This window comes from Pseudomonas sp. NPDC077186 (assembly GCF_044543505.1).
Taxonomy (GTDB): domain Bacteria; phylum Pseudomonadota; class Gammaproteobacteria; order Pseudomonadales; family Pseudomonadaceae; genus Aquipseudomonas.
Window position 1 is genome coordinate 1,248,243 of sequence record NZ_JBITWE010000001.1, and the last position, 16,264, is coordinate 1,264,506.

General features: G+C 66.1%; 17 protein-coding genes. 13 read left to right on the top strand and 4 right to left on the bottom strand.

Going from position 1 to position 16,264, the window contains the following annotated elements; genetic code table 11:
* Positions 1 to 310 precede the first annotated feature (310 nt).
* The 5 genes from ACIGKL_RS05920 (at position 311) to ACIGKL_RS05940 (ending at position 6,232) form a co-directional block, all read left to right on the top strand.
* Entirely contained in the window at positions 311 to 1,708 is a 1,398-nt protein-coding gene (locus tag ACIGKL_RS05920) for an enolase C-terminal domain-like protein (RefSeq protein ID WP_397485761.1), read from the top strand.
* 31 nt (positions 1,709 to 1,739) lie between these two features.
* On the top strand, positions 1,740 to 2,717 hold the full coding sequence (locus ACIGKL_RS05925) for a tripartite tricarboxylate transporter substrate binding protein (RefSeq protein ID WP_397485762.1): 978 nt from the start codon (positions 1,740 to 1,742) through the stop codon (positions 2,715 to 2,717).
* A gap of 64 nt (positions 2,718 to 2,781) precedes the next feature.
* Complete coding sequence (locus tag ACIGKL_RS05930; protein WP_397485763.1) at positions 2,782 to 3,306, top strand: tripartite tricarboxylate transporter TctB family protein; 525 nt, start codon at positions 2,782 to 2,784, stop codon at positions 3,304 to 3,306.
* Between the two features lie 9 nt (positions 3,307 to 3,315).
* The gene (locus tag ACIGKL_RS05935; RefSeq protein ID WP_397485764.1) at positions 3,316 to 4,836 is read left to right on the top strand and encodes a tripartite tricarboxylate transporter permease; all 1,521 of its coding nucleotides are present in this window, start codon (positions 3,316 to 3,318) and stop codon (positions 4,834 to 4,836) included.
* Positions 4,837 to 5,317: 481 nt separating this feature from the next.
* On the top strand, positions 5,318 to 6,232 hold the full coding sequence (locus ACIGKL_RS05940) for a LysR substrate-binding domain-containing protein (protein WP_397485765.1): 915 nt from the start codon (positions 5,318 to 5,320) through the stop codon (positions 6,230 to 6,232).
* Between the two features lie 100 nt (positions 6,233 to 6,332).
* Here ACIGKL_RS05940 and ACIGKL_RS05945 read toward each other — a convergent pair whose 3' ends face one another.
* From ACIGKL_RS05945 to ACIGKL_RS05955, 3 genes are all read right to left on the bottom strand, one after another.
* A complete protein-coding gene (locus ACIGKL_RS05945; RefSeq protein ID WP_397485767.1) occupies positions 6,333 to 7,490 on the bottom strand; it encodes a mandelate racemase/muconate lactonizing enzyme family protein in 1,158 nt (385 codons plus the stop codon).
* A gap of 187 nt (positions 7,491 to 7,677) precedes the next feature.
* Entirely contained in the window at positions 7,678 to 8,292 is a 615-nt protein-coding gene (locus ACIGKL_RS05950; RefSeq protein ID WP_397485768.1) for a class I SAM-dependent methyltransferase, read from the bottom strand.
* 52 nt (positions 8,293 to 8,344) lie between these two features.
* Positions 8,345 to 8,752: a helix-turn-helix domain-containing protein gene (locus ACIGKL_RS05955; protein WP_397485769.1), complete on the bottom strand. Its 408-nt coding sequence runs from the start codon at positions 8,750 to 8,752 to the stop codon at positions 8,345 to 8,347.
* Between the two features lie 68 nt (positions 8,753 to 8,820).
* Here ACIGKL_RS05955 and ACIGKL_RS05960 point away from each other — a divergent pair, with 68 nt between their 5' ends.
* The 5 genes from ACIGKL_RS05960 to ACIGKL_RS05980 are packed head-to-tail and all read left to right on the top strand — an operon-like array spanning position 8,821 to position 11,748.
* Positions 8,821 to 9,705 carry a cation transporter gene (locus ACIGKL_RS05960; protein ID WP_397485770.1) on the top strand — a complete coding sequence of 295 codons (885 nt, stop codon included), beginning with the start codon at positions 8,821 to 8,823 and terminating at the stop codon, positions 9,703 to 9,705.
* A gap of 29 nt (positions 9,706 to 9,734) precedes the next feature.
* Positions 9,735 to 10,163, top strand: a complete 429-nt coding sequence (locus ACIGKL_RS05965; RefSeq protein ID WP_397485771.1) for a copper chaperone PCu(A)C — start codon at positions 9,735 to 9,737, stop codon at positions 10,161 to 10,163.
* Positions 10,164 to 10,173: 10 nt separating this feature from the next.
* A complete protein-coding gene (locus ACIGKL_RS05970; RefSeq protein WP_397485772.1) occupies positions 10,174 to 10,608 on the top strand; it encodes a disulfide bond formation protein B in 435 nt (144 codons plus the stop codon).
* Entirely contained in the window at positions 10,605 to 11,279 is a 675-nt protein-coding gene (locus ACIGKL_RS05975) for a thioredoxin domain-containing protein (RefSeq protein WP_397485773.1), read from the top strand. Before ACIGKL_RS05970 ends, ACIGKL_RS05975 begins: the two co-directional genes overlap by 4 nt.
* 4 nt (positions 11,280 to 11,283) lie before the next feature.
* Complete coding sequence (locus ACIGKL_RS05980) at positions 11,284 to 11,748, top strand: methyltransferase family protein (protein ID WP_397485774.1); 465 nt, start codon at positions 11,284 to 11,286, stop codon at positions 11,746 to 11,748.
* 287 nt (positions 11,749 to 12,035) lie between these two features.
* On the opposite strand, the gene ACIGKL_RS05985 is transcribed toward ACIGKL_RS05980, so the two are convergent.
* The gene (locus tag ACIGKL_RS05985) at positions 12,036 to 13,058 is read right to left on the bottom strand and encodes a LacI family DNA-binding transcriptional regulator (protein ID WP_397485775.1); all 1,023 of its coding nucleotides are present in this window, start codon (positions 13,056 to 13,058) and stop codon (positions 12,036 to 12,038) included.
* Positions 13,059 to 13,435: 377 nt separating this feature from the next.
* Between ACIGKL_RS05985 and ACIGKL_RS05990 the strand changes: the two genes are divergently transcribed.
* The 3 genes from ACIGKL_RS05990 (at position 13,436) to ACIGKL_RS06000 (ending at position 16,238) form a co-directional block, all read left to right on the top strand.
* Complete coding sequence (locus ACIGKL_RS05990) at positions 13,436 to 14,263, top strand: NAD-dependent epimerase/dehydratase family protein (protein ID WP_397485776.1); 828 nt, start codon at positions 13,436 to 13,438, stop codon at positions 14,261 to 14,263.
* A 47-nt stretch (positions 14,264 to 14,310) separates the two neighbouring features.
* Positions 14,311 to 15,186: an SMP-30/gluconolactonase/LRE family protein gene (locus ACIGKL_RS05995; RefSeq protein ID WP_397485777.1), complete on the top strand. Its 876-nt coding sequence runs from the start codon at positions 14,311 to 14,313 to the stop codon at positions 15,184 to 15,186.
* A 77-nt stretch (positions 15,187 to 15,263) separates the two neighbouring features.
* Positions 15,264 to 16,238: a TRAP transporter substrate-binding protein gene (locus ACIGKL_RS06000; protein WP_397485778.1), complete on the top strand. Its 975-nt coding sequence runs from the start codon at positions 15,264 to 15,266 to the stop codon at positions 16,236 to 16,238.
* The last annotated feature ends 26 nt before the right edge of the window (positions 16,239 to 16,264 follow it).

Sequence of the window (16,264 nt, forward strand, 5' to 3'; positions counted from 1 at the left end):
GGACTGTCGGACAAAATGTCCTTGCCGCGTTGACAGGGGAAAAATCGGCTGGTACTAATTTGCACCAAGTCATACGACAACCTATGACATCCAATAACAACAATCCGAGGCCCGGGTCATGTCATCGACCTTCATAGCCCAAGCGTGCGCCGCCCCGCGTCGCCGCCCCCAGCCCGACACCGCCTGCCTGCGGTCGGCGCCCCTGTCCCGAACACCGCCACGCCGCGCCCGCTGCGCGGCCAGGCACCGCTGAATCGCGTCTCACCGCCACGGCGGCATGCGCCGCCACCCGTTCGGAGTCCTAAGCCAGATGTATCCATCCAGCTCCAGCGCCACGCCCCAGGTCGTCGAGATGCAGGTCATCCCGGTCGCCGGCCATGACAGCATGCTGCTCAACCTGTGCGGCGCCCATGCCCCCTACTTCACCCGCAACCTGGTGCTGATCACCGACAGCGCCGGGCGCACCGGCTGCGGCGAAGTGCCCGGCGGCGAAGGCATCCGCCAGGCCCTGGAGCGCTGCAAAGAGCTGGTGATCGGCCAGCCGGTCGGCCGCTACAACCGCGTGCTCAACCGCCTGCGCCAGGCCATCGCCGGCCCGGCCAGCGGCCCGCAGACCACCCAGCACCAGGTCACCTCGGAGGCCGAGGCGCGCGTGCTCAAGCAGCCGCACGAGATCAACCTGCGCCTGGACAACGTGATCACCGCGGTGGAAGCCGCCCTGCTCGACCTGCTCGGCCAGCACCTGGACGTGCCGGTGGCCGAGCTGCTCGGCAGCGGCCAGCAGCGCGACCGCGTGCCGATGCTCGCCTACCTCTTCTATATAGGCGAGCGTCAGCGCAGCGACCTGCCCTATCTGGCTGGCAGCGGCTCCACGGACGACTGGTATCACCTGCGCCACCAGGCCGCGCTGACCCCAGAGGCCATCGCCCGCCTGGCCGAGGCCGCGCATGCGCGCTACGGCTTCAATGACTTCAAGCTCAAGGGCGGGGTGATGCGCGGCGCCGAGGAGATGGAGGCGATCCGCGCGATCAAGGCGCGCTTCCCCGAGGCCCGCGTCACCCTCGACCCCAACGGCGCCTGGTCGCTGGCCGAGGCCATCGAGCTGTGCCGCGGCCAGGGTCATGTGCTGGCCTACGCCGAAGACCCCTGCGGGCCGGAGAACGGCTACTCCGGCCGCGAGGTGATGGCCGAGTTCAAGCGCGCCACCGGCATCCCCACCGCCACCAATATGGTCGCCACCGACTGGCGGCAGATGGGCCACTCGCTGCGCCTGGAGGCGGTCGACATCCCGCTGGCCGACCCGCACTTCTGGACCATGCAGGGCGCCGTGCGCCTCGGCCAGGTGTGCGAGGAATTCGGCCTGACCTGGGGCTCGCACTCCAACAACCACTTCGACATTTCCCTGGCCATGTTCACCCATGCCGCGGCCGCCGTGCCGGGACGCATCACCGCCATCGACACCCACTGGATCTGGCAGGAAGGCGAAGAGCGCCTGACCCGCGAGCCGCTGCAGATAGTCGGCGGCCAGGTCGAAGTGCCGAGCAAGCCCGGCCTCGGCGTCGAACCCGACATGCAGCGGATCATGGCCGCCCACGAGCTGTACAAGAAAGTGGCCAGCGGCGCGCGCGACGACGCCATGGCCATGCAGTACCTGGTGCCAGGCTGGCAGTACCACCCAAAACGTCCCAGCCTCGGCCGCGACAACTGAAGCACCCCGCCCTCAACCCCGGAGCATTCCAATGAAAAAAACCTTCCGCGCTTCCCTGCTCGCTGCCCTGGTCGGCATGGGCGCCCTCGCCGCCCAGTCGGCCGCCGTGGCCGCCGACGTCGCCTGGCCGACCCGCCCGGTGCAGGTGGTGGTGATCGCCAACCCCGGCGGCGACACCGACTTCAACGCCCGCATGATGGCCAAGTACTTCAACCAGATCACCGGCAAGACCATGGTGGTGACCAACGTCGCCGGCGGCGGCGGCACCCTCGCCGCCGAACAGGTCAAGGGCGCGGCGGCGGACGGCAACACCATCCTCTTCACCCACCCGGGCCAGCTGATCGTCAACGAAGTGGCCGGCCTGACCGAAGACAGCTTCGAGACCTTCGACGTGTCCTGCATCGCCGGCGTCGACAAGAGCACCGTGTTCGTCGCCTCCAAGGACGCCGGGGTGAATTCCATGCAGGAGCTGATCGACAAGTCGAAGGCCGCTCCGAGCAGCATCACCTACGGCACCGAGATGGGCAGCTTCTCCCACGCCCAGGGCCTGATGCTGGAAAAACTCTCCGGCACCAAGCTGAAGATGGTCGACGGCGGCACGGTGTCCGACCGCGTGGTCGGCATGCTCGGCGGTCGCCTCGACCTCGGCGCCATCACCTACGGTTCGGTGCAGGACTACGTCAACGGCGGCCAGATGGTTGCCCTGGGCCAGCCCAACGACGCGCGCAACCCGCTGCTCGGCGACGTGCCGACCCTCAAGGAGCAGGGCCTCGACCTGACCATGGACAAGCCCTACGTGGTCGCCTTCCCCAAGGGTACCGACCCGGCCATCGTCGCCAAGATGGCCGACCTGATGAAGCAGATCACCGAGATCCCCGAGTACGCCGAGGACCTGAAGAAGTTCAAGCAGCCGGTCGCCTACTTCGGCACCGAGGACGCCAAGGCGATCCTGGCCAAGACCCGCGACGACTTCATGCAGTTCAAGGATGAGATGCGCCAAGGCAAGTGAGTCATGACGCGACGCTGGCCGGACGCTCCGGCCGGCGTTGCGCATTCGTTCTTCGAGGTTTCCCATGCACGCTACCGCGAACAAGAAAGAACTGATCATCGGCCTGGCCATGATCGGCTGCAGCCTCGCCTACCTGGCGATGGCCTACCAACTGCCCGACCACCAAGGCGTCGACGCCGCCACCCTGCCCCTGCTGCTGGCCGGCTTCCTCACCCTGCTCGGCGTGATGCAGGTGTTCGCCGCCCTCGCCAGCAAGCCCGCGCCCGGCGCCGACAGCGCCGGCGATAGCCAGGACGAGCTGCCCGCCAGCCCCGTCGAAGAAGCCCCCGCCAGCGTGGTCGAGCCCAAGACCGTGCTGCTGACCCTGGGCCTGATCCTCGGCTATATCGCCCTGCTCGGCCCGGTGGGCTTCCCGCTGATGACGGTGGTCTATCTCTACCTGCAGTTCCTGGTGCTGACCCCGGTCAAGCAGAAGGCCAACCACCTGCTCTACCTGCTGATCGCGGGCATCTGCTCGGCCGTCGTCTACCTGCTGTTCCGCGAGGCCTTCGATCTGATGCTGCCCGCCGGCCTGCTCAACTTCCTCTGAGGAACGACCATGCTCGAATTACTGCAGCAAGGCTTCGGTGCCGTCTTCTCGCTCAACATCCTGTTGCTGATGGCCGTCGGCGTGGCCATGGGCATCGTCTTCGGCGCCGTGCCCGGCCTGTCGGCCACCATGGCGGTGGCCCTGTGCCTGCCGCTGACCTTCACCATGGGCCCGCAGGCGGGCCTGTCGCTGCTAGTGGCGCTGTTCATCGGCGCCACTTCGGGGGGGCTGATCTCGGCGATCCTGCTGAAGATTCCCGGCACGCCCTCGTCCATCGCCACGGTGTTCGACGGCGGCCCGCTGATGGAACAGGGCCTGGGCGTCAAGGCGCTCGGCGTGGGCATCGTGTTCTCCTTCCTCGGCACCATCTTCAGCATCGTCGCGCTGATGTTCATCGCCCCGCAGCTGGCCAAGGTGGCGCTGCGCTTCGGCCCGCACGAATACTTCGCCATCGCCGTGTTCTCCCTGACCCTGATCGCCACCCTGTCGGCCGGCTCGATGGTCAAGGGCCTGTTCGCCGGCGGCCTGGGCATCGCCGTGTCCACCGTCGGCATCGCCCCGGTGGAAGCCATCCGCCGCTTCACCTTCGATTTCAGCGAGCTCAACGGCGGCTTCTCCATGCTGGCGGTGATGATCGGCATGTTCGCCGTGGCCGAGATCATCAAGCTGGCCGAAACCGGCCGCCATGCCGTACAGGGCAAGGCCAAGTCGGTGAGCATGAAGAACATCAAGGGCTTCGGCTTCTCGCTCAAGGAGTTCCGCCAGCAACTGCCCAACGCCGGGCGCTCCGGCCTGATCGGCCTGGGCATCGGCATCCTCCCCGGCATCGGCGCCGGCACCTCCAACCTGGTGTCCTACATCATCGCCAAGAAGCGCGCCAAGGACGGCCACACCTACGGCAAGGGCAACATCGGCGGCGTGGTCGCCAGCGAGACCGCCAACAACGCCGGCATCGGCGGCGCCATGCTGCCGCTGATGACCCTGGGCATTCCCGGCGACACCGTCACCGCGATCATGCTCGGCGGCTTCCTGATCCACGGCATCCAGCCCGGCCCGCTGCTGTTCATCAGTCAGGGCCCGCTGGTGTACACCATCTTCGCCGCCCTGCTGGTCGCCACGGTGATGATGCTGTTCATGGAGTTCTACGGCCTGCGCCTGTTCATCAAGCTACTCGACGTGCCCAAGCACATCCTCCTGCCGATCATCCTGGTGCTCTGCGTGGTCGGCGCCTTCGGCCTGTCCAGCCGCCTGTTCGACGTCTGGTCGATCCTCGGCTTCGGCCTGCTCGGCTACGGCTTCGTCAAGGCCGGCATGCCGGCGGCGCCGTTCATCATCGGCTTCATCCTCGGACCGATGGCCGAGACCAACCTGCGCCGCGGCCTGATGCTGTCGGACGGCAACTTCGCCGACTTCTTCACCACCCCCATCGCCGGCAGCTTCCTCGGCCTGGCCCTGGCCTTCGTCCTCTGGCAGGTGTTCAGCGCCCTGCGGCCCAAGCCCAGCGCGATCAACGCCATTCTGCGCACCTGATCGCCCGCCCCGCCCTCTCTTACGGGAGAGGGCCGGGGCACCCGGCTGCCCCTATCCCCGCGACATCCCCTAAGGACGTGCTGAAAAAGCCATTTATCGTCACTCCCGCGAAGGCGGGAGCCCAGGGACTACGCAGGCTCTGGATTATTCCCCTTCGGACCAGCGCAAGCGCTGTTCAGCGATAAAGCTGCTGTCCCGCCTGCGCGGGAATGACGGCTATTTCAGAGTTTCCCTAAGGACGTTCCGAAAAAGCCATGTCCCCGTTGATCGTCGATGTGCCGATCTGGCTTGTGTAGGAGCGAATTTATTCGCGATTGCATCGCGAACCTCGCGGATAAATCCGCTCCTACAGCAGTGCAACAGTTAACTCGGACAGAGCCTTTCAGAACGTCCCTAACTGCCCCTGGCGACAGATGATGGACGCCTACATTGATCCAGGTCTAATCTAATCAGGCATTTGATTGATACCCGGAATGAATCAATGTTCGAACTGGCCCAGCTGCGCTGCTTTACCACCCTGGCCGCGGAGCTGAACTTCCGCCGCGCCGCCGAACGCCTGCATATGACCCAACCGCCGCTGAGCCGGCAGATCCAGCTGCTGGAGCATCAACTGGGCGTGGCGCTGTTCACCCGCAGCACCCGCTCGGTGGCGCTGACCGCCGCCGGCCGGGCCTTCTTCGTCGAGGCCCAGGCGCTGCTCGACCAGGCCCATCGCGCGGCGCACAGCGCGCGCCTGGCCGCCCTCGGCGAGAGCGGCCAGGTGAGCATCGGCTTCGTCGCCAGCGCGGTGTACGACTTCCTGTCGCGGGTGGTGGCGCAGACCCGCCGCGAGCGCCCCGAGGTGCAACTGGCGCTGCAGGAGATGACCACCTTCGAGCAACTGCAGGCCCTGCGCACCCGGCGCATCGACCTGGCCATCGTGCGCGCGCCGCTCAACCAACCGGGGCTGGTCGGCGAATGCCTGCTGCGCGAGCCCTTCGTCCTCGCCGTACCCGCCGCGCATCCGCTGGCCGAAGCGGCGACGCCGACGCTGGCCGCGTTGCACGGCCAGCCGTTCATCCTCTACGCCCACGGCGCCTGGCAGCCGTTCAACGAACTGCTCACCGGCCTGTTCCGCTCCAGCGCCGTGCAGCCGGACTACGTGCAGTCGCTCGGCTCGACCCTGACCATCCTCGCCCTGGTCAACGCCGGCATGGGCCTGGCCCTGGTGCCGCGCGGCGCCAGCGCGGTGCGCTTCGAGCGGGTGCGCTTCCGTAGCCTGGCGCTGCCGAGCGGGGTGTGCAGCGAGCTGCACCTGGTCTGGCGCGACGACAACGACAACCCGGCCGTTGTCGCCATCCGCGAGGCCGTGCGCCAGGCGGCGCTGCAAGCCCAGGAGCCGCCCGCCGCACCTTGACGACCAGGCCGCCGGCGCTCACCCGTGTAGGGTGCGCCGCGCGCACCAACCCATTGGACGCATCGCCAACAGCATCGGTGCGCATGGCCCCCCTACGCGACTAGGCGCGCTGGCCGACCTCGGCCTGCTGCAGCGTCCAGCCCGCCACCCGCTCGCTCAGGCTGAGGCCCAGCCCCGGGCGCGTCGGCACCCGCATGCGCCCGTCGCGAATCTCCAGGCGCTCGTTGAACAGCGGCTCCAGCCACTCGAAATGCTCGACCCAGGGCTCGCGCGTATGGCTGGCGGCCAGGTGCACGTGCAACTCCATGGCGAAATGCGGTGCCAGGGTCATCCCGGCCTGCTCGGCCAGGGTCTGCACGCGCAGGTACGGGGTGATGCCGCCGACCCGCGGCGCATCGGGCATCAGGAAGTCGGCGCCACGCTGGCGGATGAACTCCCAATGCTCGGCCGGGCTGGTGAGCATCTCGCCGGTGGCGATCGGCGTGTCGAACTGGCGCACCAGCTCGGCGTGGCCCTCGGCGTCGTAGCAGTCCAGCGGCTCCTCGATCCAGATCAGCTCGAAGGGCTCCAGGCGCCGGCACATGCGCCGCGCGGTGGGCCGATCCCACTGCTGGTTGGCGTCGACCATCAGCGGAAAGCCGTCGCCCAGGTGCTGGCGCACGCTAGCGACGCGCTGCAGATCCAGCGCCCAGTCCGGCTGGCCGACCTTGAGCTTGATGCCGCCGATGCCCTTCTCGCGGGAGAGGTCGGTGTTCTTCAGCAGTTGATCGAGCGGCGTATGCAGGAAGCCGCCGGAGGTGTTGTAGCAGCGCACCGAATCGCGCTGGGCGCCGAGCAGACGCGCCAGCGATAGGCCGGCGCGGCGCGCCTTGAGATCCCACAGCGCCACGTCGAAGGCGCCGATGGCCTGGGTCGCCAGACCGCTGCGCCCCACCGAGGCGCCGGCCCAGCACAGCTTGTCCCACAGCCTGGCGATATCGCTGGGATTCTCGCCGAGCAGATTCGGCGCCACCTCCAGGGCATGGGCGAACTGCCCGGCACCGCCAGCGCGCTTGGAATAGCTGAAACCCAGGCCGCGATGGCCGTCGCGGGTCTCGATCTCGGCGATCAGGATGGCGATCTCGGTCATCGGCTTCTGCCGGCCGGTGAGCACCTTGGCATCGCTGATCGGATTGGCCAGCGGCAGGGCCACCGAGCGCAGGCGCAGCCAGGCGATGCGGTCGTCGTCGGCGCAGGCGATGGCGGATTGGTCGTTCATAAAAACCTCCTCGAAATGGACCACCGACGCCCCGCAGGGCCGCCGGAAAATGCACAGCCCGAGTCAGGCTACGATGATTGCGCAATCATTCAAGGGTGGTTGCGGGAGGTTTTCGGGAGGGGTTGAGTGGAGCGGTCAAATGGCAACGGGCAGGAAACGGCCAGAAGCGGGCATAACGAAATCGCTTTCAGAGCTTTCGGCAATAGCAATAGAGAAATTTCTGAATGCTTCCACTGGGCGTCCGATGATCTTCCGCTGCCCGCCCAAGCGGCTCGAAGCTCGCGCCAAACTCTGCATGCAGGGATTCAGCGCTGTAGCGCTGGACGGGTAGACCGCTGCAGCGCTCCGGGCCGTCCTCGGCGAATGTGCCGACGATGACGAAGCCGCCAGGCTTTACTGCGCGCCGCACCGCCTGGAGGTATTCTCGGCGCTCCTGCTCGGTCGTCAGGAAATGAAAGACTGCTCGGTCGTGCCAGACGTCATATGCCTGCTCGGGCAATTGGACGGTGGTGATGTCTGCTTCTATCCAGCTCACCCAGGCTGCACGTTCACCCAGGCGCTGCCGCGCCACTTCCAGCGCCGTATCGGAAATGTCCAATACCGTCAGCTTGCGAAAGCCAGCCACCAGCAAGTCGTCAACCAGCGTCGAGGCCCCACCGCCGACGTCGATCAGCGAGGCATCGACCGATACACCGGTCTGGCGGATCAATTCCAGTGACACCGAGACATGCGGCTGGTACCAACTGACGCTGTCTGCGGCCTTGTTGGTGTAGACCTGCTGCCAATGTTCTTTCGAATGCATGCAAGCTTCTCCCGATCGATCTGTCAGCTTAACGGATCACTGTCATTGCTATTCAACGCTGCAGGCTCAGCGACTCGATGATCCTGCACTCCTCGATTACACCGCCATGACAGCAGGACAGCAGACGCCGCAGCTCTTGTTCCAGCCCCTGCAGATCGCGGATTCGCAGCCTGACCTGCTCCAACTGCTCGGCCACCTTGGCGTCTACTGCGGCGCACGACGCCTGACGATGGTCGGAGAAACCCAGGAGCTGGCGGACGTCGTCGAGGCTGAACCCCAGCGCGCGGCTTCGACGAATGAATAGCAGCCGATCGCGTTCCTCCTCCGTGTACTGGCGGTATCCGGAAGCATTGCGCGAAGCCGGGGGCAGCAGGCCGAGTTGTTCGTAGTAGCGAATCGTCACCGCTTTGGTATCCGTGATGCGGGCCAACTGGCCCACGGTGAAGTTCGTCGCGTTCATGGCTCTTGACCTTATAGTCGCTATAACCCTCATTCTAACGACAAGATCGAGTGAGTGAGGTACGAGTCATGGACAGCTGCTGTGAAAACAAGGCCGGTGAGCTGGCCCAGCTGCGCGCCAAGCAGAGCCGGGTGCTCTACATCGTCCTGGTCGTCAATGCGGCCATGTTTCTGGTTGAGTTCATCGCCGGCTGGATAGCTAAGTCCACGGCATTGCTCGGCGACTCGCTGGATATGTTCGGCGATGCCTCGGTCTATGCCCTTACGCTGTTCGTCCTGCACCGCAGCGCGCGTGCCCGTGCGGGAGCGGCGCTGTTCAAGGGCGGTTTCATGCTGCTGTTCGGCATGCTGGTGGTGGCCGATGCATTGCGCAAGCTGGTGTTGCAGGAGGTGCCTGCCGCCGACTGGATGGGCATCATCGGTGCACTCGCGCTACTCGCCAATGGCTACTGTTTCATGCTGCTCTATAGTCACCGTTCCGACGACCTGAACATGCGCTCGACCTGGCTCTGCTCGCGCAACGATCTGCTGGCCAACAGCAGCGTGATCGCGGCCGCCGGCCTGGTGGCGCTGACAAACAGCCTTTGGCCGGACATCCTCGTCGGGATGGCCATCGCCGCACTTTTCCTGCATTCAGCCGGGCAGGTCCTTCGCGAGGCCCGGGCGGAATGGCGAGCCAACGCCCCTCAACCGCAACAGCCCGAACCTGCCCCTGCTTGCGCTGGCGAAGTGCAAGACAAGTCGAGCTCGTGCTGCGCTCCCAGTCCCCAGGGGCTGATGGGCATTGCCGAGCCGTCCTCGCTCACAGTCCAGTTTATGCCAGCGAAGAGTTGCTGCGCCGGTGAGCCGCAGAACACTGCGGAGGCATGCTGTGCTCCGCCGTCACAGGGCGCCGCGGACTCAAGCGAAAGCCCATCGGCAAAGGGCTGCTGCTCACCGAAACGGGAAAACTAGAAAAGTCGCTAACAACAAGGAGAACTGCGATGCGCAGACTCGTACTACTGGCCACAGTTTTGCTGCTGGCGGTCTCGACCATGGCCTTGGCCGACCTGCAGGTGAGTGAAGCGAAGCTACGCCTGCTGCCGGGGGATCTCCCGGCGGCCGGTTACTTCACCCTGACCAATACCGGCAAGCAGCCAGTGGTTCTGACGGGCGCACAGAACCCGGCTTTTGCCCAGGTGATGATGCACCGTAGCGCGTTGGAGAACGGCATGGCCAGCATGCAGCATGTCGCACAGGTGGAGGTGCCCGCCGGTGCCACGCTGACTTTCGCTTCCGGCGGTTACCACCTGATGCTGATGCAACGCCAGCGCGAGCTGGCGCTGGGTGATCAGATCGAAGCGAGCCTGCTTTTCGCTGACGGCCAGAGCCTGCCGGTGACCTTCACCGCAGTGCCGCCCGGCGCAGATTGAGGGACACCAGATGACCAATCCGACTCACTCTACTCTATGGGGGCTGCTGCTCCTGGCCTGGCTGGTAGCCCTGGTGTCGACGCTTTCGGCGCTGTTCATCGGCGAAGTGATGGGGCAGGCCCCCTGCGTCCTGTGCTGGTTCCAGCGCGCCTTCATGTTTCCCTTGGCGGTGATCCTGGCCATTGCCTGCTATCGCTCGGACTTCTCCGTCTGGCGCTATGCGCTGCCGCTGGCCGGCATCGGCGCGTTGCTGGCATTCGCGCATGTACTGCTCTACGTCGGCCTGATCCCCCAGCCGATACAGCCATGCACGGCCACAGGGCCGTCTTGCTCGGGCGACGGCATGACCATCTTCGGCGGCATACCGCTGCCGGGGCTGGCGCTGTTCGCCTTCGCTCTGATCGTCATTCTGCTCGTTATCATTCGCCGGAGAACCACCCCATGAACCGCCGCACCCTGGTGCTGATCATCAGCGTCGTGATCTTGATCGCCTTCGCTGCAGCCGCTTACCTGTACTCCCCATCATCGCCGGCTCCCGCTGAGCAGCGTACTCAGGCGCAGTCCCCAGCCCAGCAGGCGACGGCCAGTGAGGCGAACCTGGTTCGTTTCCACTCGCCGATCTTCGGCTCAGAGCGGGCGCCGGTCACCATCGTCGAGTTCTTCGATCCCTCTTGTGAGGCTTGCCGCGCCTTCTATCCGCATGTGAAGAAGATTCTCGCCGAGAACCCGGACAATGTGCGCCTGGTGCTGCGCTATGTGCTGTTCCATCAAGGCTCTGAAGAAGTGGCGCGTCTGCTGGAAGCGTCGCGCAAGCAGAACCTCTACGAGCAAGTTATGGATGCCGTGCTTGAAGTTCAACCGGGTTGGCATGACGATCCAGAAGTGAAGGAAGCCTGGACCGCCGCTGAGCGGGTCGGACTGGATGTGGAAAAGGCCCGCGCAGATATGTACACGCCTGCCGTCGATGCGGTTCTTAAGCTGGATATGCAGGATGTGAAGGCGGTGGGTATCCGAGGCACCCCGACATTCTTCGTCAACGGCCGGCCTCTGGACAAATTCGGCATCGAGCCGCTGCGCCAGTTGGTAAGCAACGAAATCACCAAAGTCGAGAAGTGATGCTATGGGCATACTGGAAAATCGCATTCCGCCGCCCCTGGTCGCCACCCTGTTCGGTCTATTGATGTGGCTCGCCGCCCGCTATCTGCCTGGCGCTCTGGGGCTGGCCATCGAATGGCGTATCGGCCTTGCGCTGGCGGTATTACTGATAGGCACCATCATCTGCCTGGCAGGCGTATTGTCCTTCCGCTATGCCCGCACCACAGTCAACCCGCTGAAGCCGGAAACGGCTTCGGCACTAGTCAGCTCGGGCGTCTACCGCTATACGCGCAACCCCATGTACCTGGGCTTTGCCACCGCCTTGGTCGCCTGGTCGATCTTTCTCGCCTGGCCGCTCGCACTGTTGGGTGTACTAGGCTTCGTGCTGTACATGAACCGCTTCCAGATCGGGCCGGAGGAGCGGGCCCTCGCCAGACTGTTCGGAAACGACTTCGCGCAGTATTGCACTCGCGTGAGACGCTGGATTTAGGACACGGGCAGTCCGCTCTTGGACGACTGTCGCCATTCACCCCTGCGCGGGGTTCGAGGGAGAAGTCTTCGTGATCCCGGGTTACCTGGCAGTCCCCGGGGTACCGGGCGTAAAGATGTTTCTCCGGCGCGAAAGCGATCCCGATCAAACGTAATCCTTCGCGGCATGCAGCCCCTGCATATCGTGGCCATATTGCGGAAGCTGGCCCCGAGCGAGTCGCCCGCCAGATAACCTGGGGCGCCGCGGGGCCAATTGGGAGCAGCATCGACCGCCCCTCGCCCGCCCCCTCACCCACTGCCCCGCTCGATCACCTCGAACCCCACATCCAGGCGCAACGGCTGGCGTGCCAGCGCCGGTTCGGCGATGCGTGCCAGCAGGGCTTCGGCGATGGCGCGGCCGATGCGCGGGCCGTCGATGCGTACGCTGGTCAGCGGCGGATGGGTGTGCGCCGCGCAGGACAGGTCGCCGAAGCCGATCACCGCCAGATCCTCCGGCACCCGCAGGCCGCGGCTGGCGGCTTCGGCCAGCACGCCCTGGGCGAGGGTGTCGGAGCTGCATACCACCACCTCGCCGGCATGGCCGGCCTGCAGTAGCCGGGCCAGCCCCTCGCGCCCCAGCGCCAGGGTCGCCGGCGCCGGCAGGATCTGCGTCGCCAGCGGCTCGCGGCCCCATTGCGCCAGGGTCTGCGCCAGGCTGCGGTAGCGGCGCAGGCCGCGCGGGTCGTCGAGGCTGACCACCGATACGCGGCGGTAGCCCTTGCCCAGCAGGTAGTGCGCCAGCGCCTGGCCCACCGCTTCGTGGGAGAAGCCCACCAGCATGTCCAGCGGCTTCGGCGCCAGATCCCAGGCCTCCACCAGCGGGATGCCAACGCGCGCCAGGCGCTGGCGGCTGGCCTGGGTGTGTTCGGTGCCGGTCAGCACGATGCCGTCCGGGCGCCGCCCGAGCACGGCTTCGAGCAGCGCCTCTTCCTGCTGCGGGTCGTAGCCGGTCAGGCCCAGCAGGGTCTGGTAGCCGGCGGCGGCCAGGCGTTCGGTGAGCGCCTGCACGGTGTCGGCGAAGATCGAGTTGGCGATGGTCGGCAGGAAGATCGCCACCAGCCGGCTGCGGCTGGAGGCCAGGGCGCCGGCGGCGAGGTTGGGCACGTAGCCGGTGGCGCGCACCGCCTCCAGCACGCGCCGGCGGGTGGCCGCGCTGACCACCTCGGGACGGCCCAGGGCGCGCGACACGGTGATGGGCGACACGCCGGCCACCTTGGCCACGTCGATCAGGGTCGGCGCGGCGGCGCGCGAATCGGGAGATTTTCTGCTCATGCTCTGCCCCTCGGAAGTCCGGGCACCTTACCCAGGGCGCTCGCCCGGCTTCATGCGAGATACGTTGTCATACAACTCTAGTCAAAAGAGACGAACGGTGCGCGCACTGAGCCGCCACCCCGATCGCGACGCGAGTCGCCCGAGCGTTTGGCAAACGGCTGTGCAAGCTGCGCAATAGAGCCTTCAACCCGACGCAAAGCCACAGGCAAAACGGGGGTAATCCTGCACCCAAGCGCCTGTACCAGGCAGACGAAAAGGCGTAATTTTCCCCGGCTTGCGCGTTGACAGCGGCCCTGCGGGCTGTTGATAATCGGCTCAAGTCATACGACAACGTATGACAACCCAATAACAACAAGCGACAAGAGTCCAGGCCCGCCATGACCACCACCTCCAGCGACGTCCGTCCCTTCAATCGCCTGCTGCTCACCGGCGCCGCCGGCGGCCTGGGCAAGGTACTGCGCGAACGCCTGCGCCCCTACGCCACTATCCTGCGCCTGTCCGACATCGGCGAGATGGCGCCTGCGGCCGGCCCCCACGAGGAAGTGGTGCGCTGCGACCTGGCCGACAAGGCCGGCGTGCACCAACTGGTGGAAGGCGTCGACGCCATCGTGCATTTCGGCGGTGTGTCGGTGGAGCGCCCCTTCGAGGAAATCCTCGGCGCCAATATCTGCGGCGTGTTCCATATCTACGAAGCGGCGCGCCGGCACGGGGTGAAACGCGTGGTGTTCGCCAGCTCCAACCACGTGATCGGCTTCTATAAGCAGGACGAGCACCTCGACGCCCACTGCCAGCGTCGCCCGGACGGCTACTACGGCCTGTCCAAGTCCTACGGCGAGGACATGGCCAGCTTCTACTTCGACCGCTACGGCATCGAGACCGTGAGCATCCGTATCGGCTCGTCCTTCCCCGAGCCGGCCAACCGCCGAATGATGAGCACCTGGCTGAGCTACGACGACCTCACCCAGCTGCTCGAGCGCAGCCTCTACGCCGCGAACGTCGGCCATACCGTGGTCTACGGCATGTCGGCCAACCGCGACATCTGGTGGGACAACGGCAAAGCCGCGCACCTGGGCTACCAGGCCAAGGACAGCTCGGAGGTGTTCCGCGAGCAGGTGGAAGCGCAACCGCTGCCGGCCGCCGACGATCCGGCGCGCATCTACCAGGGTGGCGCCTTCGTCGCCGCCGGCCCGTTCGGCGACGACTGAAACGCCCCACGCAGCCCTCGACGAACAACAGCGAGCGACGAACTGCCATGCCAGCCGAACTGATCCTCGATGCGCGCAACGCCACCGGCGAAAGCCCGGTATGGCACGCCGCCGAGCAGGCCCTGTACTGGGTCGACATCCCCGCCGCCCGCCTGCATCGCTGGAACCTGCGCGACGCCAGCAGCCAGAGCTGGCAGGCCGAGGAAATGCTCGCCTGCATCGCCCTGCATCCCGCCGGCGGCTGGCTGGCCGGCATGCAGAGCGGCATTTTCCACCTGCAGCCGCAGGCCGACGGCAGCCTCCAGGCCGAGCGCCTGGCGGCGGTCGAACACGCCCGCGCCGAGATGCGCTTCAACGACGGCCGCTGCGACCGCCAGGGGCGTTTCTGGGCCGGCAGCATGCTGCTGGACATGGCCGCCGGCGCCCGCGTCGGCGCGCTGTACCGCTTCGACGGCCAGCTGGAACAACGCCTCGACGACCTCATCGTGCCCAACGGTCTGGCCTTCAGCCCGGACGGCGGCACGATGTACCTGTCCGACTCGCACCCTTCGGTGCAGGCGGTGTGGGCCTTCGATTACGACACCGATAGCGGCACCCCGCACAACCGCCGCCTGTTCGTCGACATGAACGCCCATCCCGGTCGCCCCGACGGCGCCGCCGTGGACGTCGACGGCTGCTACTGGATCTGCGGCAACGACGCCGGGCTGATCCACCGTTTCACCCCCGACGGCCGCCTGGACCGCTCGCTCGCCGTGCCGGTGAAGAAGCCGGCGATGTGCGCCTTCGGCGGGCCGCGCCTGGACACCCTGTTCGTCACCTCGATCCGCCCCGGCGGCGACCTGTCCGACCAGCCGCTGGCCGGCGGCGTGTTCGCGTTGAACCCCGGCGTCGCCGGGCTCGAGGAGCCAACCTACCGGGCCTGAATCCGATCCACCCCGGGCCGCTCGCGGTACCGGTTTGCACCGCTGCTTACCAACAACAACAAGACGGAGATTTCCGCATGAACCTCAAACGCAAGTTGCTTCTGGCCACACTTCCGCTGGCCCTCGGCCTGTCCTCCTTCGTACAAGCCGAGGTGACCCTGAAGATCGCCGAGATCCACCCCGCCGGTTACCCGACCGTGGTGGCCATGGAAAACCTCGGCAAGAAGCTGGAAGCGGCCACCAACGGCGAGATCAAGTCGCGCATGTTCGCCGGCGGCGTACTCGGCTCGGAGAAGGAAGTGATCGAGCAGACCCAGATCGGCGCGGTGCAGCTGACCCGCGTCAGCCTCGGCTCGGTCGGCCCGGTGGTACCGGCCACCAACGTATTCAACATGCCCTTCGTGTTCCGCGATGTCGACCACATGCGCAAGATCATCGACGGTGAAATCGGCCAGGAAATCCTCGACGCCATCACCGACTCCGACTTCAACATGGTCGGCCTGGCCTGGATGGACGGCGGCAGCCGCAGCCTCTACACCAAGAAGCCGGTGCGCAGCATCGAAGACCTCAAGGGCATGAAGATCCGCGTGATGGGCAACCCGCTGTTCATCGACACCCTCAACGCCATGGGCGCCAACGGCATCGCCATGGACACCGGCGAGATCTTCAGCGCCCTGCAGAGCGGCGTGATCGACGGCGCCGAGAACAACCCGCCGACCCTGCTCGAGCACAACCACTTCCGCGCCGCCAAGTACTACACCCAGACCCACCACCTGATCCTCCCCGAGCCGTTGCTGATGTCCAAGACCTCCTGGAACAAGCTGACTCCGGAACAACAGGAACTGGTCAGGAAACTGGCCAAGGAAGCCCAACTGGAAGAGCGTCAGCTGTGGGACGAGAAGAGCGCCAGCAGCGTCGACAAGCTTAAGGCCGAAGGCGTCGAGTTCATCGAAGTCGACACCAAGCCCTTCTACGACGCCACCGCCCCGGTTCGTGAGAAGTACGGCGCGCAGTTCGCCGAGCTGATCCAGCGCATCGAAGCCGTCCAGTAACCCTCGCGCAAGCGCGTCGCGGCGGC